Genomic DNA, 22,715 nt, shown 5'->3' with positions numbered 1-22,715 from the left:
CTGAACTAAATATACAATCGCTCGCAAGCGCCGCGTTTGAGTCGGTCTAACGTCGATATGCCCGCGCCAACCGATCAGGTGACACGCCAGCCAAATATTGCAACAACGTCCACAGATTGCGCGTGCCCCGCCGCAGCCAGCCTTGCCGCTGATACCGCTGCGCACTTGTCACCGCCACGGCTCCCACCGGCTGCAACTGACCGCGCAAGGCCCGCGACAGCGCCACGTCCTCCATTAACGGCTGATCACGGTAGCCCCCCACCGCTTCATAAAGTGGGCGCGGCAACAGCATGCCTTGATCCCCGTAAGGTAATCCGAACCTGCTGCGCAAATTCGCCCACCCCGCAACCATCCACGCCGCCGCGCTGGCTTCGTCAAACTGCAGCCGAAACCAGCCCGCCTTTTGTCGACGCATATGTTGCTCGACGGCTCCGCTCCATCCAGGGGACAGCACCGTATCCGCATGAAGCACCAACAGCCAAGCACCCTGCGCCGCGGCGCACCCTCGCCGTAACTGTCCACCGCGCGAGGCAGGCCCTCTGACCATTTCCCCGCCCCAGGCTTCAGCAATCGCACATGTCCCATCTTTTGATCCGCCGTCGCTCACAATAAGTTCGCGGATCAACCCGGCATCCAGCCCCTCCATCAACGCTGACAGGCAAGCCGGCAGCGTTTCTTCTGCGTCTAGCGTTGGGATGATCACGGATATGGCAGCGCGCATGCGGCACCCCTTTTTCGTTTCGTCAAAGCGCTTATATGTTAACAGACGTAAAAAAGGACAGCCCCATGACCCAACGCCGCATCCTCCGCGTATCAGGCAAAGATACCCGTGACTTCTTGCAAGGGCTTGTCACCAATGATGTTTCCAAAATTGACGACGGGTTGGTCTACGCCGCTCTGCTCACCCCTCAGGGCAAATATATTGCTGATTTCTTTATGGCAGCTGATGGGGATGACGTGCTGCTTGATCTTGATGAGGCCCAGGCCGACGCGGTGGCGCAGCGCCTTGGCATGTACAAACTGCGCGCGGCTGTGGCGATCGCACAAACTGATCTGCACCTGCACCGCGGCCTTGGCAAAACGCCGCAATCTGCACATGCGGATCCGCGCCATGCTTCCCTTGGGTGGCGCATGTACTCCGATACGCCGCAAACCGATGACACAACCGATTGGAACAGCCTGTACGTCACGCATCTGATCCCGAGTTCTGGCGTTGAGCTTACCCCAGACAGTTTTATCCTTGAGGTCGGGTTCGAGCGGCTCTCTGGCGTTGATTTCCGCAAGGGCTGTTATGTCGGCCAAGAAGTCACTGCCCGGATGAAACACAAAACAGAACTGCGCAAAGGTCTTGCTCGCGTACACATTGAAGGTGAGGCTGAAACTGGGGCTGCTATCTTGGCAGATGGCAAACCCGCAGGTACGTTGCTTAGTCGATCGGGCAGCGAAGCCATTGCCTATCTGCGCTATGATCGCGCTACAGGCGTGATGAAGGCAGAGGATGCAACCCTCCGCCTGATTTCAAAAAGCTAAGCCAGCCTCAGGCCCGCTCTGAATATTCCATCGTTTCGGTGTTGACGATAATGTCTTCGTCCTGCCCCACGAAGGGCGGCACCATTACCTTGAAACCATTGTCGAGGACCGCAGGCTTGAAGCTGTTGGCCGCTGTCTGGCCTTTAACCACAGGCTCGGTTTCGACGATTTTGCAGGTGACCTTTTGCGGCAACCGCGCATTCAACGCTTCATCTTCATGATATTCGACCACGATCATCATACCGTCTTGCAAAAATGGACGCCGTTCGCCCAACAATTCCGCATCTAGCTGAACCTGCTCGTAGGTTTGGGTGTCCATGACAACCAACATGCCGCTGTCTTCGTACAAAAACTGCTGATCTTTTTGTTCAAGTCGAACCTTTTCCACCTTGTCCGCAGACCGGAAACGTTCGTTCAACTTGGAGCCGTTGCGCAAATTGCGCATCTCGACCTGCGCAAAAGCGCCGCCTTTTCCGGGCTTTACATGGTCGACCTTCACCGCCGCCCACAAACCGCCATTATGCTCCAGCACGTTACCGGGGCGTATCTCGTTTCCGTTAATCTTAGGCATATGTCAAAACCACGTCAAAAGGTTGATGAATTACTGCCGCACCCTATATCTGGTGGTGTAAGGCGGTGCAAGACAACCTATCGCGTGCTGCACCTGCAGCAAGCCATGCATCTAACGCATGGGTGCATTGCAAAAACAGGGTATCCGAATCGCCCACTATCGGTCATAAGAGGTCTCAAGCCGAAATGACAAGAACAAGAATAATTGAAAGGACGACGAGATGAAAGATTTCGTTGACGGCACAGCCTTTAATAACGAGCAAGGTAACCGTGCCCGCAAACTTTTCGCAGCTGTCGTACTGGCTGCACTGGACGATGCAATTGCTGACGATAAAAAATATGGCAACGGCCCGGAACAGATCGCCCGCTGGGCTCGCTCGCGCGATGGCCGCGAAGTGTTGAGCTGTGCAGGTATCGACCCCAATGAGCGTGTTGTAAGCGGTCTCATGGACTTTGTTGGAAAAGGCGTGCGGACTTCCGTTGCCCTGTCCCGCGAAGAATCAGAGCGTCGCAATGCGGCACAGCAGGCCGAAGCGGCATAAGCTACGAAGCCTGTGTGAAAATCAAAAAACGCAGCTTAAAGGCTGCGTTTTTTGATTTCTGGGGGGCCCGCCAACAGGAGGTTTGCCCAACTGAAGGCTGCTAGGCTCTCCTTCTCCAATGAGACAACCGTCCAAACCGCTTAACGCACGATTGGTTTGCGGCACAAAGTGATGCCCCCGGCTACCGCCGCCATGGTAGGTTCGCTGGGTCTAACCCAGCCGGTACGATTGTCTCAACATTACAGCCCAAACCAGCTTAGATCGAACGCGCGCGCCATGGTCGCAGCACCAATCAGTAAATGAGCCGGTGTATTCATGCCGCCTACCCCTTTTACCATCCACCAAATTGCGCCAGTTTGCACACAACACGAGATGTTTGGCGCGAGGCAGCACAACATGACAAAAGCGATCATGATACAGGGTACCGGCAGCAATGTCGGCAAATCTATGATCGTGGCCGGGATCTTGCGGGCTCTCACCCGGCGCAGCCTGAACGTGCGGCCATTCAAATCGCAGAACATGTCAAACAATGCGGCTGTCACATCTGATGGTGGCGAAATCGGCCGTGCTCAGGCCTTGCAAGCCCGCGCTGCGGGCGTTGCCCCCCATACCGACATGAATCCAATCCTGCTAAAGCCGCAGACATCAACGGGGGCACAGGTCATCGTGCAAGGCCAGGTTGCTGGCCATCAAGAGGCCGCCGCCTTTGGTGAGAACAAGTCCACCTTGATGCCCGCCGTGCTGCAAAGCTTTGCCCGGTTGGCCAAAACATGTGATCTGATCGTGGTCGAAGGGGCTGGTAGCCCGGCGGAAACCAACCTAAGGCGCGGCGATATCGCCAACATGGGCTTCGCGCGCGCGGCAGGTGTCCCTGTTATTTTGATGGGCGACATCGACAGGGGCGGTGTGATTGCCCAGATCGTGGGCACCAAAACTGTATTAGACGCCGCCGACAACGATCTCATAAAAGCGTTTTCTGTCAATAAATTCCGCGGCGATCGCAGTTTGTTTGACGCTGGCCGCGACGATATCGCGGCGCGCACTGGCTGGCCTTCATTGGGGGTCATCCCTTGGTTTGAAGGTGCGCACCGCCTGCCAGCAGAAGATGTGATGGACCTGCCCGCGCGCGCGCGTTCAGGGGGTAAAGGGTGTATCATCGCCGTTCCGCAACTGCCCCGCATCTCAAACTTCGACGATCTTGATCCATTGGCGGCAGAGCCTGCTGTTGATTTGCGCATGATCCCGCCCGGCACACCGATCCCCGGCGACGCTGATCTGGTCCTGCTGACCGGTAGCAAAGCCACAATCGCCGATCTTGCCGCGCTGCGCGCAAATGGTTGGGACATAGACATCGCCGCTCATATTCGCCGGGGCGGTGCTGTTATGGGGCTATGTGGCGGCTATCAAATGTTGGGTCGTAGCATTAGCGATCCGCACGGTATCGAAGGCCCTGCATCACATGTTGAAGGCCTTGGCCACCTTAACGTTGAAACGGTGCTGGCGCCAACGAAACACCTGTCACTCAAATCTGGCACACATATCGTCAGTGGCACGGCCGTATCGGGGTATGAAATCCATATGGGCGAAACGCAAGGACCTGATACACATACGCCTTGGCTGAGCTTTGAAAGCATGGCGGAAGGTGCTGCAAACCGCAGCGGCAAGGTTTTAGGCTGCTATCTGCATGGAATTTTTGCCTCGGACGCCTTTCGCGCAACGTATCTTGCAACGCTAGGAGCGTCTTCAACGACACTGTTCGAAGATCAAGTTGAAGAAACGTTGGACGCACTGGCCGATCACATTGAACGCTATTTCGACCTTGATCACATGCTAACACTGGCCGCTGAGGTCAAAGCCTAGGTTATTCCAGTTCTTGCGCCGTCAAAGCGCGGTGAATTTCGCGCCGGACCAACTTGCGGACATTGCGCGTGATCCGTTCACCCAACGCCCCTTGGAGCTCTTCGCGAACAATATCACTCACCAAGTCGCGCAAGGCATCTTCATCAAGTACCTGATCATCGCTGTTAAACCCAACAAAGCCGTCATCCGCGTCATCCGTTTGCGGCGTTGGCTCCACATCAAGGGTCACGGATGGGCCATCTGTTGCATGAACAAAACTCTGCGCTTGCGGCGCATCGGCCTCTTCCATCGGTAAAATCACATCCTCAGAGTCGTCTTTAAACTCAAAATATTCTGACCGATCGCCCAAATCCGCTTCGTCATCGGCGATCACAGCTTCGGTAGCGGGTTCTTCTAACTCCGCCGCTTGGGTCACAACAATCTCGTCTTCTGCATGCGTTTCCAACTCATCCACTTGGGCTGCAACGGGTTCGTCATCAGCAGCTACATCATCAGCACGCTCGTCTAATTGGATCGATTCCGTTTCGGTTGCGGTTTCCACCTCCAAAGGTTCCGCGTCATCCACCTCTGCTTCAAGCTCTTCAGAAACAGCTTTTTCAAACCCAGGCAAACGCGCGCCAGTGGCATCCAGCTCGACATCGTCTTCCCAGTCGATTGTTGCGCTTTTGGTGCCTGAATAGGCATCCGTACCCGCTTCATCAGGCTCCCATTCCTGCCGGATCGATCCGGCAGCCTCAAGCGCGCTGATCTTTGCGGTCAACATCGACGCCTTGGAATTCTCAGCGCGCACTTGAATCGTCGGCGCAGCCTCATCATCAGGCATTGAGGCTACTTCTTCTTCGTCCGCAATGACGTCACCGACATCATCCACGGAGGCTTCAAATGCCGCCTCCTCTAACGGTGCCGCTGTTTCGATGTCATCGTCCCAGAAGGCCTCCGATGAATGGTCCCCGAATTCCTCGTCATCATCCCAACTTGTATCCACCTCTGCGTCAGCCTCAGGCGTGGCGGTAACTTCTGACTCCAACACCCCAGCAATGGCATCATCACCCTCTTCGGGCAGTTCCGGTTCTTCCCACGTTTCTTCAGTAAGCTGGCGAAGATCGAGGGTTTCGGGCTGTTCTTGCTCGGTCACGCGTAGCGATGGGGTCAAAACCAACCGGTCTTCTACAGGCTTAGACTTTGGTTTTTGCAGCGGGCGCTTATCTTCGGACACCAAACGGCGGATCGAAGACAAGACATCCTCCACATCATCATTACTCACGGGCTTTGACATTTCTTTCCCACTCTTTCCTCATTGAGAATGTTACCCCGACATCGGGATTCTCACAAGCAGACCTTGAAAATTGTAGAGCTTTCTTGTCTTCTTAGAGGGCAAAAAAGCAAAAAATCTACATTAGTTTTTCTGCAATTTACGCAGCACACGGTCCAGCTGTTGTCCTTGTTTGCTCCGGTTCGTGGGGCTGTCTTTGACAAGGTTATAATATTCAGCGGGGTCATAAATCTGCACTGGCAAACCCAGATCACGGGCAGTCAACTGACCCTTCGAAGAAAGCACCGAATAGGCCGAGATATAAAGCTGGCTCTGCGCGGAAATGCGCGCGGCTTCCGCATCCAAAAGTGACTGCTCTGCGTCGAGCACATCAAGTGTGGTACGTGCACCTAACGTCGCTTCTTCGCGGACACCTTGGAATGCGATGCGTGCAGCGCGAATTTGTTCCGCGGTCGCGGCTAGAGACGCCCGTGCAGAATCCAGTTGTGCATAAGATTGGCCAACGCCTTGTTGAATATCGTGGCGTACGCGGTGAAGATTTCCACGCTGAGCATCGCGGTTTGCCGTCGCTTGGCGCACCTGCGCAGACAACAAGCCGCCTCGGTAAATCGGCCCACCAATGTTAAGGCCGACCACACCTTGGTTTTGATAAGCATCGGTATCTAGGGTCTCAATGACTGACAATCGGCCTTCCAAACCTATCGTCGGCTTCATGTTCGCTTCGGCCTGCCTGATCCGCAGCTCAGCCGCGGCAACCTGATGCTGAACCGCGCGAAGGCTGGGATGGAAACGCACCGCGATCCCCTTAGCTGCTTCCACATCACCGCCTAGATTTGGCAGCCTTGGCAAAGCAGACAAACGGCCAGGCTTGCGGCCTACCACATTGCGGTATTCCTCGATTGAGATCTGAAGGTTACCTTTTGCATTCGCCTGATTGCTACGCGCAGATGCCAGTTGCGCCTCAGCCAATGCGACATCGGTCCGGGTCACTTCGCCGACCTCAAAACGGTTTTGGGCTGCGCGGAGTTCCTCGGCTAACACGCGCTGGTTATTGTCCGCCAGCTCAACGAATTCATACGCCTCAATGACACCCATAAAGGCTGCAACAGCCCGCAACAGCACATCTTGCTCAATCGCAAGCAGTGTATCACGCGTGGCCAACACAGTTTCTTTGGTGGCTTCAATTCCGAAAGCTGTCGCACCAAAATCATACACCAGTAGGTCCGCGATCAACGAGATCGACGCCTCTGTGTTATTGATGTTCTGCCGGCCCAAAACGGATACCGCAGAGCGCGACCTCCCGAAGGTCTGCGTTATATCTGCAGACCAGCTGATGATCGGTTTCAGCGCGGAGTTAGCAATTGCAACATCTTCATCTGCAGCTCTGAGCAATGCGCGGTTTTGGTCCAATAGGCCCGAATGCGTGTAAGCACCAACCAACGCATCTGCGAGCGTATCCGCCTGCGCAGGCACGGCCAGCCCGACACATATTGTGCCTGCGGCAATGGCCCTGCCGATCTGTTTTCGAACGTTCATCACTTTCATGACCTGTCTCCTATATCTGCTCGTTTTGTCCCGTGACGCTTGCTGCGTCTTCAGAACTCGAATTCAATTTCTTTCAAAAATCCGTCCAATACTGGAGCGCCTGCATTAAATGCCCTGCGCCAGCTTATTTCACCATCACGCTTGTAGCCCACACGCACTTCGCCCAGCGCACCTTCCATAAAGATACACGCAATGCGCCCGCCTTCTTTCAATTGATCACTCAAAGCGGCCGGCATTTTCGCGACGCCACCTTGCACAAGGATCACGTCGTAGGGTCCATGCTGTGCAGCTCCTGCAGCCAAAGGTCCCACATGTAACATCGCATTGTCAGCTCCGGCTGCCACCAGGGCGTCCTGCGCCTCATGCGCCATGGCCTCGTCCTCTTCGACAGCAATCACGGCTTCGGCCATCCGCGCGATAACAGCTGCAGAATACCCCATCGCGCACCCCACATCGAGCACCAGTTCGCTGCCATCAATCGCCAATACGTCTAGCATTTTGGCCAGCGTCCGCGGCTCAAGAACCACCCGCCCCTGACCAAGATTGATGTTCTCACCAACATAAGCGGCCTCGCGTTGGCGCGCTGGCACGAAATCTTCGCGTGCGACATGTAACATGGCGTCAATAATCGGAAATTTGGTCACGTCCGATGGGCGCACTTGCGTGTCGACCATCACGGTCCTGCGGGCGGCAAAGTCTGTCATGTGCGAAACTCGTTTGTTTTCTTTGGTGTTCAAGAGCAAATGTGCCACATCAACGCGCCTGCGGCAACGGCGCAAAAACGCTTTTCCATGAACTGGTCTTGCAGCGCCACAGTTGTTCGGCTACCTAGGCCATCGCACCCGGCGGCGAGTTGGCGGAGTGGTTACGCAGCGGATTGCAAATCCGTGTACAGGAGTTCGATTCTCCTACTCGCCTCCATATAATTAAGGCCCCAACGCCTTCTGAACCTAGATCCCGGTGACACTCCGGTGACATCTCAGTTTTTTAGAGCTCCCCTTTTTGATGATTTCCAATTCTGACGCGCTGGCAGCCCTCTGAAGCCCCTCCACACGTGGAGCCACAGGATTAGCTGTTGCCCACAAGTAATCACTCGGCTTCTTTCGGGGCTCAAACCAGTCAGAATTCACCAACAGAATGCACCTACTGAGGTCAAGAACAGCCCCGCCCCGCACAGCGGCAATCAATCGTAGGAACTGGCGGTTCGAGGTGCTTCGTTTCAAAAGTCGTTAAACCGCGCAACCACCTGCAAATTCCCGGCTTCGCAATGCCAATGCCTGTCAACTTGATCAAGAGAATGCCACAACTGGTCGCCTGGACCCTAATATTGCAAAGCGACACCTGTGACCCTTCCGGCGGTTAGGCGTGACCACAAACAACGCTTCGGGTGCCGGTAACACAGCCCAGAGCAACTACGTAAATTGTGTCGCTGCGACGATGATAAACTCCACCTTCGAAAACTGTCAGACCGACATTCTTTTGAGAGGCAGAGTTCAAAGTAGCGTTTTGAGAATTAATATTAGTTCACCAACAAACCCTGCTGACCTCCGGCAGCGGCCCTAACAATCGATCATTTTTGCGACACTTTTGTAGATCACCCGATTTCAATACACCACGCCCAAGACAATCCACACGTTAGACGATCAATGGGCTTGCCAACTTGGGTTTGGATCCGGCGCTAAACTTTAGGCGAAACAAGCCATAATTCTCTGTACTGATCATTCTCACCCCTTTTGAAGGGCGAACACCAACCGCAAAGGAAACCAAACAGCGAATAAAATAACCATGCGAAACCAAAATCAAATTTTCGTCCAAAGATTGAACCCTTTGAAAGGTTGCGTTTATCCTACTCAACACTGAGTCCCAACTCTCGCCGCTTGGTGGAATTGCAGCAGTTTTATCGCTATTCATCCAATTTTCATATTGGGGGGCCAGGTCAGATTTTTTTAGCTCTATCTTTGTATTACCTTCAAAGTTACCGAAATCCACCTCATGCAATTCGGGCCAAACATTACAACGATTGGGGAGAAACTCTTGAACTTCTCTCACAAAATTAGCTGTCTCAACGGCTCTCTTGGCCGGGCTGGAAATTATTCGTTTTACATCAAATTTTTTAATAACTGATGCGTGCATAGCAAGGTTAGGGCTCTCCCCCAGCACCAATGAGATATCAGTTCGCGAGTTATATCTGTGCTCCAAGTTCCATTGAGTAGGACCATGACGCATCAGTAGAAGGGTTCTAGTTTCACCTTCATTCACTTGTGGATGTACTTCCCACTGATCCAAGGAAACTCGGCATTCGGACTTTCACCCTCTTTAATAGTTTTTAAAGTCAACAACTTAGGGAACCGTGCTTTGGCACCTTCGGTGACATACATAGCGACAGATGCTCCAGGAAATTTGTTATTACCCGCGAGAAGAGATTTCATTCCAGCTTCAAACGTAGAGCCCGTTCTCAGTTGAAAGATAAAGACTAGAGAATGTTCAAGTTCGTCCGGTTGCAAGAGTAGTTCAAGGTTCTTGCCCACAGAAATTCGACGTTGCGACAGTTCATCGTCTGTTTCAGAAGTTGAACGTGGCAAAGCCAAAAGTTCACTTATGCCCATCCTCTGTGCAAGCATACCTCCCACGATCGCACTAGATCGGTCAAATGTGATTATTAACTTCGGCCTAATGGCGTTTTCAGAAATAAATTTCTCCATATCGTATAAGCTTTTCCTGAGCTGCCATACGGAAAGAAGAGGTGTAGCCAGTGGGAGAAAAAGTGAAAGCGTAAGAACTCCAGGTATGACGTACCAAAACCAAGGCTGCTGCTGAGAAAATTGATAGATTGCGATCCCTCCTGCGATCAAACCCACAAGCACCGCAATACGATTAAATGCTTTCATTCGAATCTTCCTCAAGCAACTTCACCAACTCCTGCAAACATATAGCACCACGCGCAATAACAGAAGCGGTACGAGTTGTGTCCAGGCCCTGAAAAAACCGGTAACCCGCATCAGCCAAAAAATGTGTGGCTTCGCTAAGAAGACATCGTTTCAAGAACGCACTTCTTTCGAGCAAACGAATCTGTGAGAAACTCGAGTGCGAAGAAACTAGTTCAAGAACCTCTTCACGCAATTTCATCAGACTTCTATCGGGTTGTTCCAAATGCAATGAACCGTCATCATCCCACTGAAATTGCAGCCGCCCACACATGATTTGAGCAAACCCACCAAGTGAGAAAAGCAGCTTTCCAACATCGTATGCAGCGTCCCATTCCCCGACATGCCCCCTTGGGTCGATCAATAACACGCGATCCTGACTATCATCATATATCATGTTTAGAATTGTCAGGTCGCCGTGACCGCATGGACCGACCGTGCGCGGTGAGAGTTCGCTGGTTAGCTGCTCGCTGCAGCGAATTTTGCGAAGCAATTTAATTGGGTTTTCAACTGGCTCACCTGAGATGATTAAATCTGAACCCTCACTCAAGTTTCGGATGAGTTTAGCGAATGTAGGATCTAGACAGAATTGAGATGTCAGCTTTCCTAAGTTCATCAATCGGTCAATTGCGCGATCAAAATATAGCGCATCCAAAAGCCTATACCCTTCATTTAGCTCAACGCAGCGTAGTCGCTTCAAATAACTTCGATCGAATAGGCATCTTACAACAGACATGGTTTGCGAGCTGAGGACTCTCCCCTGCTCATTCCAAATGTCAGATATTGACTTGCCTTTACCAATATAGGCAAGCTCAAGGCTCGCTTCTGATGCCGAAATCTTCGAAGATATAACTTTTGGATATAGTTCTTTCAGAGAATTGAGGCGGTCTTCACCCAATGCCTCATAGAAATTGATCTCAGCCCCTATTTTCGCTAAGCCTGCTCCTTCATATCCACCTCTGGATGCTTGTTTGATCATTGTTCGAATGGGAGTACGAATCTTGCTCGCTATCGATCCTCCTGCGGTTCCTTCATATCGTGCTTTCTTAAGTTCGCTTCCATCAATCAGACAATCTTGTCCCGTAAAATTGGATAACTGCCGGGCGCTTCGAACGACTTTTCTCATTTGGGTATCGAATTTATCTTCAGTCCCTCTCATAATCTCAGTTTGGTCCCACAATCGCGGGATATTGGCGGTATTGGCGATTGATCCAGGAGCGAAGTTAACTGTTCCGTAGCAGGTTGGAAGGTACAAACAGACTTGCTCGAATATCTCCTCAGCAGTCTTATCATACGATCCGTATCCCCAGTAGCACCTGTTTTTTGAATACATCTGTCCTAGACAAAGGGATGTTAAAAAAGGGCCCAGTTCTTCCTCATGCGACCAATTTCGTTTTTCGTTCAGAGCAGAAATCTGTGAGCCTCTCAACCTTGCGTCGATGAGCCTGGGTATTAGTCCCCGCCTTCTAATGTTTACACCGAAAAAATTCGAAATTCGAACAAAACTCGCTCCATCAAACTTATGGCAGATCTTCTCCATAAGCATTTTGCTAACAGAGTAATGGTCGCTTTTGTTTAGTTCTCGTTGATTTGCTCTGGAGAGACCGCGGCTGGCTCCATCTATCAGCGCTTCATGCCAATCTAATGATGCATACAATTCTTCCAGCAGTTCATTTTCGTTAGAAGTAACAGCCTTTCGGTCAAGATCCCCAGTCGAAAGGTGGAAACTTGGACATCCTAGTGCGCGTGAAAGTATGAGCAGCCGTTGAGTTACAAAAACATTGGCAGAAAGAGTACGCTCAAAATTTCCCTCAGATTTATCTGGGAATCGATTTAACCCGGTGCAGTTAGCGACAAAATAATTTCGAGGACCGAATCGCGCTAGCAACGTGTCTTTGAAAAACTGGACTCCAGTCTCGCTAGACAAAGTTTTGATGTCATTTCGATCCATGGCGAAGTACGCGACTTGCCGCAGCCTCAATGCTCTAGTGAGCACGCCTCCTACATCACCGCTGCTTCCAGCCACTAAGATTAGAAACTTATGCAAAAAATCCACACCTTCATAATCGCAACGACCCTACTTGACGGCAACAGGATGAGCTGTTGATCAAGCAAGACGCCGCTCAGCTTCATTCGGCGTTCAATGCACCCCTCTGCCGCCGAAACCCTGCTGATTGAACATACCACCCCCCCTTCAACGCTCTAAGACGAATCGCATTGAGAACTCGGAATGCTGATCAACTTGAACAGCGAGATGTTTCCAGAAATCACGAAGGACTTCAGCATGCGGGTGGCCATAACTGTGATTGGGGTCGGAACAAAAAATGCTCATTCTCGGAGACGCAGCAGCAGCCAGACCGTCATACCAATTCGCTCGCGCGCCATGATGCGGCACTTGAAAAACGCTTGCATGAATCGCGCGGCGGCGACCAAGGTATCGCTCCAACGTGTCCCACTTCGACACGGAGCCAAGATTACCGTCACCGGTCAGCAAAATCGCCGCCGTCGTTTCGTGCTGTTGCCAGCACCAACAGCCCTCCGAGAGACTATGGCTAAGGCATTCACAATAAAAATGCCCGCGCCAGTTACCGACCGCCCCGCCATACAGCATAAGGCTGACATCGTTCATTGCGGTGCGACCAAAAGTGGCCTTATACAGAGCCTTCAGATCTTTGAGCGCAGCCTCTCGTTCATCTTCGTCGCCGTTCAGCAGCGAACCTCGATAGGATTCCACCTTTGCCGCAAACCCGAATGGGTCGTTAGGTTTTGTAGCTGGATCGTTGTAGGGTAGAAACTCCCAAACGTCATAGACGGAAATGGCAATACCGGAACGGAGCATCCGGACACGACGGTCCAAGTGGCCGTATGCTCCCTCCAGATCGCCATACGAAACTGGATCGCCTTGGTCAGACGGCTTTTCAGGGTCATCTAAGCCTTCGGGGGGTTCAGGGGCTTCGGTAGGTTCGGTGGGAAATGGTGGCCCCTCACCGTCAGATGGCATGACGAACAAAACCTGGTCAAACCCGTCACCCGCTTCTTGCTCGAAATATTGCACCGGGTCGACAAAGAACAGCATCTCGGGGTCTTCTGCCCGAATACCTTGTTCAAAGCCGATGAGCAGACGATGCCAGAGCGGTGCCCATGGCAACATGACCGTCTTGGCACCGATGGCGTTCAACAGGTCCACCGCGCCGTTAATGTGGTCATTGTGGAAATGCGAAAGGGTGAGAAGGTCTATCTTCTCCCCTTCGCAGTCGCCTTTCAGGTCGGCAATAGCGTTGGTGACCAGCCGCTTTGCCGTACTGCTGCCGCAGTCATAAACCCAGCGGTAGACATTTTTGACGATCTCAGTTTGACCCGAACGTCCTTTAATTCTACGGGCCCCAGCATTTCGCCAACCTGTTGGTCTAGATTGTGAAAAAGCCAAGGAACCAGCGGCAAACAGACCCTGCCCGACAGGAAAGAACCGATGGAGGGCGTGGATCTCGGTCATGCGTCAGAAGTTTCTTTAGCTGGCTCCAGTGCTTCGCCCAAGAGGGCGTTGAGGAGTTTACTGCGGGTGGTCGCGGTGGCCGTGAGACTGGCCTCCAACTGATCGCAGACGGCCATAAGGGCGTCGACCTTTGCGACAATTCGGTGTTGTTCGGCGAGGGGCGGGAGCGGAACGACGAACTGCGTCACATCGGTCAGCCGGAAACTGTTCTTGATACCTCTTTGCGGCGCGTTGAATTGATCCTGAGCAAAAGGAGAGCGAAAGAGTTCAGGTAGATAACGTCCTTTCATGCCACTCATCGGTCGAACCATCGCGATGTGTTGGTTGATGTATGCCTCGCCGAAATCATCCGGTATCAAGCCCAGCATACCGACATCGCCTGTGATCGATATTAGGACATCGCCGCCCTCCAAGCTCGTGCGCGAACCCTCGCCACCAGCTGGTGCGTTCACTCGCTGTATGTGGTCGAGACGGAGCTGATAGTGGTTTTTAGACAGGTTTCCCATTCGGACAAAGATTGCACCCTCATTTGCGTAGTGCTTAGCCCAGTCTCGCGAGCCGCTTGTTACAAATTCGCTGAGGTCTCCAAGTCGAGCCCAGACCCAGCCAAGGGGCAGATGGGTTTCAGCGTATTCCAAACCCTGTTGCAGCCCAGCGCCGATTGCTTGGGTATTTACTTTTGCCTCAATTATCGCGATCGGAATGTTCGGTTTTACAGAAAGAATATAGTCCGCGCGTTTTCCCCTCCCTCGACTGACCAGCTTTCCGCGAACGATAATTCTGCCCTTCGTAAAGCTGACCTCTTCCCGGATTTGGTTGATTTCATCCCAGCCTGCCCCGCGAAGTGCGGGTGTAACCAGCTTTGTGCAAATATCACGCTCACTAAGTGATCGTTTATCCATGAGGTCGTTTCCCGGCTTCGCGAAACGCCACAAGAGTAGCAAATCGGCTAATTAATTTGTTTTTCAACCTTAGACAGAATTTCAGATGTTGGGCAACGGCAAGCCTACATCACACACATGGGCACGGTCCGGTTTTACTTTGTATTTTTTGACGCGCGCGACTTCAATCGCATATTTGGCGGGTGTGGTTGTCACCGTGTATCACATGTTTCTATTCTTAACTCTCAGTCACAGGAGCTAGCAACGCCCCCAGTTTCCAACCAAGGGGGTGGGGCACATAAAGTCACGCTCGCCACAAGTATAAGCACATCTAATGACAGGCATTTATCCATCTTAATTTTTCAGCCTAAAAGCGATTCTACTTTTTGTCACCCATGAGTCACCGAGCATAGGGTGTAAGCTGTAAAATATTGATAAATAATAATAATAAAATTATGTCAGGGGATTTACGGTCCCCTGATGGGGCCGATTTATACGCTTCGATTTGTGATACGTCATGTGGCACGAATTGCAGCAGGGTCTCCTCGGAGATGTAACAGCGCCTCGTCCATTTCTAACTGTTGGCTGTCATATATATCCAAAAAATGTGGTGTCTAGTGATCGTTGATGTCGGCGATGCAGCATTTCCATCCGCGACACTGTTGAAAAACAGTGATCCTAGACGATGCGACAACCAGCACCGGATTTCCGTTTTCGGACAGATCCCAATCACCAGTTATTCCGGTTCGATCGATGTCCGCATTGGGCTTGCCGAGCAACCATCTCAAGAGCCCCGTCCTATGAAGCTCCAGATAAAGTGTCAGTTAGTGCCTTGTGATGAACTGGTGCCACGATTCTAATCATTTCAAGCAGATGTTTGACGTTTGTTTGGGTCTCCCCAACCAATGCCGGATCGAGTCCAGATAGCGTCGGGTGGGATAGATCGTTCGTATATTTGTAAAGTGCTGCTTTCTTGGTCTCATCGTATTCTAGGTTCTCTAGCTTTTTGTAGAAGCTATTTCCGGCGGAGTGCTGCTCGAGAAAAGTCTCCAACACCTTTCTGGCGATGTTTGGGATTGGATAGGCGTTTGCCACCGTGCCATCGGATTCAAATTCTGTGAGAATTTTGAACAGATAAGTGAACTCGTTCTTGTTCTCTAAGAGTATCTTGTCCAGAGGCTTAAGGTCGGTCTCTCGCTGTGCTCCGCCAGTGGTTGTACAGTGCAACATCCAGCATGTTTTGTCAGCCTTTTTTACACGTGAAATCCAATCCAAGAGCAGCTTCAGAAACTCAAAATTGTGGGTGAGCAGGAATATCTGCCGTGCGTCCCTTACCGCATTTTTAAGAAATGAAAATGCTTGGTATACCGAACTGGAGTCGAGACTTGAAATGGGATCGTCGATCACAACAATGCCCTCGGCCAGCTCGAAATCCTGGTCCTGAAGCCCAACAACGAAATATAGGAACGTGATAGCAGTCTTTTCGCCTTCGCTAAGACGTTTGGCGGCCCTCCCAAACCGCATAATGCGATAGCCTTCGCCTTCAGGTTCAAATCGAAGATCATCACGACCGAGGAAGGAGGCAAGTTTCTTTGATAGGTCTTCCGCGGCCTGATGTGAATTGGCGATCTTTAGCCTGTTTTCTGCAATGCGCTTTCTGAGCGCTTCAATCCCCAGTGTGCCTTTACCGATGTCACCTTGTGTTAACAGCTTTATGGCCGCGTCGACCGTTTCTATTTCGACATCGACATCGGCGACTTGTCTTACAATTCGGCTGAGGAAGTGTTTTTCGATCTTATCTCTTGTTGACTGTAGTCGCTGATCGAATTTGTCTGTTTGAGCGTTGTGTTGCTCAATCAATTCGTTAGCTTCTTGAAGTGCGTCGAGATAAGGTTTGGCATCATACTCAGGCACCTTGATTTCGTAGCAGACAGTTCTATTGATCAGCTTTGTGTTGAGGAGCTTGTTCAGTTCGGAAAGGTGGTTGAAAAGCGATAACTTAAGCGAGGAGAACGCTGCCGTTGTCGCTGAGAACGGTTCTTGCAACTCCGTATAGAAACTCGATTTTTTAGGTACAAAAGAACTCTGTTGATTTTGCCGTAAGGCCTCAAGGTCCTGCAGTGATTGTTCAATTTCTTCTTTCAACTTCTGATCAGAGTCGTTGAAATGCGACGCCAGTGCCTGTGCGCGTTCCTTTGGGATTTCCTGTTGGCAGAATTCGCAGGTGTCACCATCGGTGTGATCGTGGATCGTAATGCCGTGCTCCACCCATTGAGCGATCTCCGGGTTTTCAACAAGTCGTTGGATTGCGATCGATGTAGCGCTCGTTTGGACGACTCCCGAAATATACTTTTCGAGCAATTTAAGTGCGGTGAAGTATGGTAGGTTTGACTTATCGCCAATTTGAAGGTCTATGTTGCCAAGAGAAATCGACTTTTGTTTGTCCATCGCGGGCTGTTTCATCGATTTCGATGCAGATGCCAGAACTTCAGTGCTCATAACTTGTGGGGCGGTCAGAGCTGCGAAAGCTGCTTCTGCATTGTTTTTGCGGTAGGTACGAGTTGTCGTTCCTGCGGTGTGTTCAGAGATTTCACTCGCAATTTCAGTGAAAGTCTTACCTTTTCTCTTCACAAGCTTGCCATGTTCGATCAGTTGCGCAGCATGCGATGACTCGGCTTGCTGAAGGGCTTTCTCATCCTGTTCCACAATGGCAACAAGTGCCTTGTTCTCCTCGCCGATGACGAATATCGGATGCAACGTTCCCTCGAGTTCGCCGATATTGGCCTCGACGTATTCAGAATTGAACACGCGGATGTTTCTTGTGTACGGTTTTCCCTGTGTAAAGGGACCTTCTTCGGTGGAGATTTTGTACTTTAGGTCGTTGAAGCCAGCTGCCGTTCCGGTGTTTAGATCATGGAAGAAACGCGACAATGTCGTCTTCCCGGAGCCGTTCAATCCATAGATCAGGTTGAATTTCGCGAACGGAACCATGCCCGGAGGCTTAGCATATTTGGCGAAGACACCCAGGTTTTCTATCTTGTCGAAGTGCCTAATCATTTTTTACCCCTAAAGCTTCTTTAGATCAAATTTGGTCGACTCTAGCTCGGCTCATGAATCGCCAGGCTTCCACTCGGTCATATTGAGTCCATTGCCACCCAAACGTTCGAAGGCGCGCTGCCGGCAACTGAAAACCAGAATCTGAAGATCATTCGCCTGTCTATGCAAGGCGTCGAACATACGTTCGATGCGCTCATCGTCCGAATACACCAGTGCATCATCGAGGATGACCGGAACTGGATTGCCAGATTTTGCGAGCAGACGTGCAAAAGCCAATCGAGTGAGGATGGCAAGCTGTTCGCGCATTCCCCCACTCAAGAATGTAATGTCTTCATCTAAACCCTCACGACCGAGCGTTCTGGGTAGAAGCGTCGCCTCATCGAAAGTGATGGATGCCTCATCCAACAATAGGGTTAGGAGTGGTTTCAGTTCGGCCATGACAGGTTCAAAATATTGATCTTTGGCCGAGGAGCGCGCGTCTTCTAGCGCCTCCTTAAGTCGAGAGAGCGCTGCGACTTCGTGATTGAAACGTCCAACGCGGCTATTTGACGCGATGCATCGTCCTTTAACTTCCTCGTACACATCTTCAATGCCATGGCCCGATGAGACAGATATGCGCCCATCAAGTTCGGCCACTTCCTTATTCAAAATATCGATCTCGGCTTGCGCTCGATCATGAGTGGAGGCGGCTCGTTCATATGTTGCAGTCACACTCTTCAAGTCGGGGGCATCGGCTCTTAGCTCCCCAGTAACTTTCTGAGCGGCGGCCAGTATCTCTTGCTCGTCGGCAAATGCGCTTTGAAGCGATTTCAGGTGGTCGCTTTGCTCAACGTCCGACCCGAATTCGGTTTCCAGCTCTTGTCGTTCCTTGCGAATGCCAGCGACCATAATGTCTCTGCGAAGAACCTCATCCTTCGCATCGTGATATGCTGATCGAGCGATTTCTCTGTCGCTTTGGGTAGTGCGATGCGTTTCGATGGCAGCAGCAAGTTCGCGCTCAGCATCATCCAAGCTAGTTTTTTGAGGATCAGAAGCTTTGCAGAGTTCTTCCAATTTGACCGAGCGTTGCCTCAATGTATCGATACCCTCTGGTGCCCGCGTTTCCAGCTCTGCGCGCTTCAACATCAAGGAAGAGGTTTTAGCCTTTGCGATTGTCAGTTGTTCTTTTGCCGCTAAGATGGACACGCAATTGATTTGAGAAAGGCCGCTTCGGAGTTGCTCTTTGACCTCCTGGAGTTCAGCTTCCAATTCTTGGGTAGATGCATCGGAGCCAACTGATATCGTCAGCTGGCCGACTTGCGGAATATCGAGACAGGTCTCTGAGGACACCTTGATTGACTGTCCGTCGGCTAAGACACTCCCATCATGGGTGATCTGATTTCTACTGGGTTCTACATAGTCGACCTGAACAACAACCGACTCAGTTAGGATTGTCGCGTTGAGAGTTTCGATCCGTCGTTCAAAGGTTTCCAGTTGCCCAACAACCTGGTCATCAACCAAAAGCGCATCACATTCGGCTTCGAGCTTTTCAATTTCGCCTCGAAGTTTTTCTGCTTTTTCAAGTTGCGTCTTCAGCTCTGTGAACTGCTCTGCGGCTCGCTCGGCCTCCATTGAACGTTTTGCTGCGTTTAGAAGTTCACGCGCATTGTTCAATCGCTCGTCACATGTTTGTAGAGCCTTTTGGCTTGACTCATTGGCGGATAGCGCTGCGTTTCGTTTCAGCTTGGCATCCTCTTGTTGAGCTTCACCCTCGATGATTTGTTGAACTATTTTCCCGAGCTTCTCTAGTTTTGACTGATGGGTTTCGAGCTGGTTCTTCGCATTCTGACACTTTTCCACTGCCAGCTTTTCCTGCGCTTCAGCCGTGGCTAGTTTGCCAGATTGTTCCTTTGCTGCCTCTAGCCGTTCTGCGGCGTCCGTCTTTTGCTGGAGCCTGGACTGTACCGCATCAGGATCGTTCAAATCTTTCAACCGTTTCAGCTTTTTGCGACGCGTATCTAGCGCAGACCGTAAGTCAGAAATTTGCGAGGCGAGGTCAGTCTCTTTCCCCTGTAGGTCCTCAAGCTCTGAAAAGGCTTTGGCGTATTGCCCTCCAGCCTTGGGCTTCCCTTTGCTCGTGACCAACTCTTCCAGTTTTGCATTGGTACGGTCGAGGACGCGCAACATGCGACGTCCACCGGTGAGAAATTCGACCTCATCACCCGTTACCGAGGTCAGCACATCTTCTCTGACCCTGCGCTCCTCATCTTTCTCTTTGTTGGAACCGCCACCGATATCGGTGGCTCCTTGTTGAACCCACAAAAGCCCAGCAGGTCCAGCTGACCCACCCCGTATCAGGTTAGCTATCCAAGTCTCGGCAGCGTCTGCCTGAGCGACAATTCTATTTGTCGCAATATCGGTTATGACCGCATTCTTACCGGTGTAGTATGTCTTGCTGATACGGAACTGACCCTCATGCGTCTCGACATCGACTTCGACTTGAGGGCTGCCGCCGCTATAGGGGCGAAGCATCTGGACGGGCTTCGGTGTTCCCGAGAAGGGCTGAAAGAAGGCCGCATGCAACGCGTCGAAGCTTGTCGATTTGCCGAATTCGTTTTCTGCCGAAAGAACGTTCACTCCATCACCGATGTTCTCAATTGCGATGCCGCGACCGGCAAACTTTCTCACATTCCACAGTCGCAACGCTCGGAGCTTCATGCTTCTTCCGCCGCAAATGTAAAGAGCATGGACAGGGCCGATGCGGAAACACCATGAGGGTCGGAATCCGCCTCGGCTTCCCGCATAAGACCCTCAGCAGCTTGCCTTAGGGCACCTGCCTGATCGATTACGTCCAGGTCCGATACTTCATATTCGCTCGCAAGCGCTTCTGATCTCGCTTCAAACAATGCGAAGTCGGGCGCGACCTTGCGGATTTCTTCATCTAGGTCCAAACGATCCGGAATTCGAATGCGACCCTCTACTACTATCTGAAGCAACGTACTGCGCCTCAGAGATACCTCCGGAAGGATATCATCAAGTTGCTTTCCAACATCTTCGCCGGACAGGATATGCATCGCTTGTTTTTGCCAATTGAAACTTCCAGTTTCGAGTGGCTGCACAACGGGTATGGCTCCGGGGCCCTTGATCTCGACCACGAGAGCTTTGCCCGGCTCACTGTGTTTGAAGCGGTCCGGCTCGGGCGTGCCCGAGTACCAGGTTCGCTCATTGATTGAGATCTGGCCGTGCCAGTCTCCAAGAGCAAGATAGTGGAGGCCAGACTGTTTTGCGCGATCTGGGGCAATGACTTCCGAAGCGCCTTCCTCTCCAAAGCTCTGTACCGCACCATGCGCCAGTCCGATGCGTATACCTTCGCCCGCAATATTGGCATCGGACATCCATTCGGTAAGGTCGCGTCCAGGCCTACGATTAAGGCAGGGGGCGGGCAGAATGAATGTCGCGGGAGTTATTTCAATAGGCTTGCTTTCGAGACCGAGCAGCACGTTTTCGGGTCGATCATTGGCGACCTGTTTCCAAAGCTCATCGGAAGATAAGGAATCGTGATTTCCGGGTATGATCACCCACTTTGTCGCTTGATCAGCAGCCATGGCCCGCATCGCTTGCCGTATCACAGAGGGGGATGGCGTGCCGGTATCGAAAACATCTCCGGCTACAAGGATAAATTCCGCTCCTTGGCTACGGGATAGTTCTGCCAAGTTGGTGATGGATTGGTGTCTTGCTTCGGTCAGCCTTCCGCGCAAATCTTCTGGGAACTGACCAAATCGCTTTCCAAGGTGAAGGTCGGATGTGTGAATGAAACGAACCATGATTATACTATGCCGGACAATGCGTTGGTTGTATCCATAATTGTATTCCCCCTGGTTGCTGCGATGCCGATCAAGGTCTGCTTTGGGGAAGCTGCGCTGCCGCGCACTCGGGTATTGTCAAAGTCCGGTTTGGGCCATTCGCGACGGTCTTGGGTAAGTGAATTTGCGCAATTTCTGCACCATGCACATTTCTACGTCAAGGGCGGGAAGCGATCGCTCGCTGCAAGAGCAAACCGATCAAGTCGCAGTGTTAAAATACGTGTTTCGGATGCACGCCGGATGAAATCGAACGGGCTCTATGATCAGATTGCGTTCACTTTCGACAAGGACGAAACATCGTCGTGACCACTCAACTCGTATCGGGGCACTCCATAGATTGGTGCGAAGTTCGGCGCTGGAACTAGAGTTGCTGGAGACATCGAAAATTGTTAGTGCGTTGACTAACGTCAGCAGACACAAGTCTTCTGAAGCTTTTAACATTCGAACTGGGAGTCCTCATGTCTGGTAAAATGTTGGTAGATCATGAATTAGTGGAAGCAATCCGGACTAAAACAATTGGGTTGACTAACTTTGATCTGGATTCAATCGATATTACCTCCTCGAATTGTCCGATTCAGGCAAGTTCACTCGATCTCAGTGTTGGTGAAATCTATTTTCCTACATCTAAAAAAATGGATGAGGAGCATACACTAAGAGGAGAAACAGGCTACAGGTTGGCAGCTGGCGATAGCATTGTCATCGAAACGCTTGAAGAGTTATCACTTAAAGAAAATATCTCTGGGATTTGCTTTCCACCTGCAAGGCTCGCTCGAGATGGCCTATTGATGACCAACCCAGGCCATATTGATCCAGGGTTCTCTGGTAAGCTCACTTTCACGCTGATTAATTTTGGAAGAGAGGAATGCTCTCTGCGAAAAGGCGACCCAATCAGCACATTCTTGTTCTTTGATTTAGGCCCGGGAGCTCAGGTCCCCTACAACGAACGATTACCAAAAACAGAGCCAAAAAGCGGCAAGATTCCACGTATTTTGAACAAACTTTCCCCTGATTTCGCTAACTTCAGCGAACGAGCGGAGAATGCTGCAAACCTGCTCAGATCAATCTACTGAACCGGACCTTGGCGCAAAGCGCGGCTAAAGACCGGAAAGAGCCCACACCAGACCTGTTGATTTTGTGCTGCATGCGCTCGCAGCGCGGAAATCGCTGCAACAGCGTAAATTTTTTTCGCCGCTGTGCA

Annotated in this window: 17 protein-coding genes and 1 tRNA gene; 5 read left to right on the top strand and 13 right to left on the bottom strand. The window is 51.6% G+C overall.

The features are described from left to right. Window positions 1-46 precede the first annotated feature (46 nt). Window positions 47-721, bottom strand: a complete 675-nt coding sequence (locus C1J03_RS07335) for a TIGR04283 family arsenosugar biosynthesis glycosyltransferase (protein ID WP_114885133.1) — start codon at window positions 719-721, stop codon at window positions 47-49. Window positions 722-786: 65 nt separating this feature from the next. On the opposite strand from C1J03_RS07335, the gene ygfZ reads away from it, so the two are divergent. Beyond that, on the top strand, window positions 787-1,530 hold the full coding sequence (ygfZ, locus tag C1J03_RS07330; protein ID WP_114885131.1) for a CAF17-like 4Fe-4S cluster assembly/insertion protein YgfZ: 744 nt from the start codon (window positions 787-789) through the stop codon (window positions 1,528-1,530). 7 nt (window positions 1,531-1,537) lie between these two features. Here the strand turns inward: ygfZ and efp are convergent, their stop codons facing one another. Further along, window positions 1,538-2,101 carry an elongation factor P gene (gene efp / locus C1J03_RS07325; RefSeq protein ID WP_114885128.1) on the bottom strand — a complete coding sequence of 188 codons (564 nt, stop codon included), beginning with the start codon at window positions 2,099-2,101 and terminating at the stop codon, window positions 1,538-1,540. Between the two features lie 220 nt (window positions 2,102-2,321). Between efp and C1J03_RS07320 the strand changes: the two genes are divergently transcribed. Together C1J03_RS07320 and C1J03_RS07315 are read left to right on the top strand one after the other, a co-directional pair. Then, window positions 2,322-2,642, top strand: coding sequence for a DUF6280 family protein (locus C1J03_RS07320; protein WP_114885126.1), 321 nt, complete (start codon window positions 2,322-2,324; stop codon window positions 2,640-2,642). A 396-nt stretch (window positions 2,643-3,038) separates the two neighbouring features. Next, on the top strand, window positions 3,039-4,502 hold the full coding sequence (locus C1J03_RS07315; protein ID WP_114888898.1) for a cobyric acid synthase: 1,464 nt from the start codon (window positions 3,039-3,041) through the stop codon (window positions 4,500-4,502). A 1-nt stretch (window position 4,503) separates the two neighbouring features. On the opposite strand, the gene C1J03_RS07310 is transcribed toward C1J03_RS07315, so the two are convergent. The 3 genes from C1J03_RS07310 to C1J03_RS07300 all read right to left on the bottom strand — a co-directional run bounded on the left by C1J03_RS07310 (window position 4,504) and on the right by C1J03_RS07300 (window position 8,024). Next, on the bottom strand, window positions 4,504-5,778 hold the full coding sequence (locus C1J03_RS07310; RefSeq protein ID WP_114885124.1) for a hypothetical protein: 1,275 nt from the start codon (window positions 5,776-5,778) through the stop codon (window positions 4,504-4,506). Between the two features lie 120 nt (window positions 5,779-5,898). Then, window positions 5,899-7,320 (bottom strand): TolC family outer membrane protein, encoded by a 1,422-nt coding sequence (locus tag C1J03_RS07305; RefSeq protein WP_114885122.1) that lies wholly within the window; start codon window positions 7,318-7,320, stop codon window positions 5,899-5,901. 50 nt (window positions 7,321-7,370) lie between these two features. Further along, on the bottom strand, window positions 7,371-8,024 hold the full coding sequence (locus C1J03_RS07300) for a protein-L-isoaspartate O-methyltransferase family protein (RefSeq protein WP_114888897.1): 654 nt from the start codon (window positions 8,022-8,024) through the stop codon (window positions 7,371-7,373). Between the two features lie 143 nt (window positions 8,025-8,167). Between C1J03_RS07300 and C1J03_RS07295 the strand changes: the two genes are divergently transcribed. After that, window positions 8,168-8,241 (top strand) — tRNA-Cys (locus C1J03_RS07295). 714 nt (window positions 8,242-8,955) lie between these two features. Here the strand turns inward: C1J03_RS07295 and C1J03_RS07290 are convergent. From C1J03_RS07290 to C1J03_RS07255, 8 genes are all read right to left on the bottom strand, one after another. Next, window positions 8,956-9,579 (bottom strand): histidine phosphatase family protein, encoded by a 624-nt coding sequence (locus C1J03_RS07290; RefSeq protein ID WP_162798470.1) that lies wholly within the window; start codon window positions 9,577-9,579, stop codon window positions 8,956-8,958. Further along, window positions 9,576-10,208 carry a hypothetical protein gene (locus C1J03_RS07285; RefSeq protein WP_114885118.1) on the bottom strand — a complete coding sequence of 211 codons (633 nt, stop codon included), beginning with the start codon at window positions 10,206-10,208 and terminating at the stop codon, window positions 9,576-9,578. Before C1J03_RS07285 ends, C1J03_RS07290 begins: the two co-directional genes overlap by 4 nt. Next, entirely contained in the window at window positions 10,195-12,291 is a 2,097-nt protein-coding gene (locus C1J03_RS07280) for an NAD-dependent epimerase/dehydratase family protein (protein ID WP_162798469.1), read from the bottom strand. Before C1J03_RS07280 ends, C1J03_RS07285 begins: the two co-directional genes overlap by 14 nt. A 147-nt stretch (window positions 12,292-12,438) precedes the next feature. Further along, window positions 12,439-13,737 carry an MBL fold metallo-hydrolase gene (locus C1J03_RS07275; protein ID WP_114885114.1) on the bottom strand — a complete coding sequence of 433 codons (1,299 nt, stop codon included), beginning with the start codon at window positions 13,735-13,737 and terminating at the stop codon, window positions 12,439-12,441. After that, on the bottom strand, window positions 13,734-14,639 hold the full coding sequence (locus C1J03_RS07270; protein WP_114885111.1) for a restriction endonuclease subunit S: 906 nt from the start codon (window positions 14,637-14,639) through the stop codon (window positions 13,734-13,736). The genes C1J03_RS07275 and C1J03_RS07270 overlap by 4 nt, the downstream gene beginning before the upstream one ends. A 777-nt stretch (window positions 14,640-15,416) precedes the next feature. After that, window positions 15,417-17,675, bottom strand: coding sequence for an AAA family ATPase (locus C1J03_RS07265; protein WP_114885109.1), 2,259 nt, complete (start codon window positions 17,673-17,675; stop codon window positions 15,417-15,419). 51 nt (window positions 17,676-17,726) lie between these two features. Continuing rightward, on the bottom strand, window positions 17,727-20,372 hold the full coding sequence (locus C1J03_RS07260) for an AAA family ATPase (protein ID WP_114885107.1): 2,646 nt from the start codon (window positions 20,370-20,372) through the stop codon (window positions 17,727-17,729). After that, window positions 20,369-21,478 (bottom strand): metallophosphoesterase family protein, encoded by a 1,110-nt coding sequence (locus tag C1J03_RS07255; protein ID WP_114885105.1) that lies wholly within the window; start codon window positions 21,476-21,478, stop codon window positions 20,369-20,371. The genes C1J03_RS07260 and C1J03_RS07255 overlap by 4 nt, the downstream gene beginning before the upstream one ends. 497 nt (window positions 21,479-21,975) lie before the next feature. On the opposite strand from C1J03_RS07255, the gene C1J03_RS07245 reads away from it, so the two are divergent. Then, a complete protein-coding gene (locus C1J03_RS07245; RefSeq protein ID WP_114885101.1) occupies window positions 21,976-22,587 on the top strand; it encodes a dCTP deaminase in 612 nt (203 codons plus the stop codon). Window positions 22,588-22,715 lie beyond the last annotated feature (128 nt).

This window comes from Sulfitobacter sp. SK012 (genome assembly GCF_003352085.1).
Classification (GTDB): Bacteria; Pseudomonadota; Alphaproteobacteria; order Rhodobacterales; family Rhodobacteraceae; genus Sulfitobacter.
Note: the sequence above shows the minus strand (reverse complement) of the source record. Positions and strands in the feature narration are given on the sequence as shown.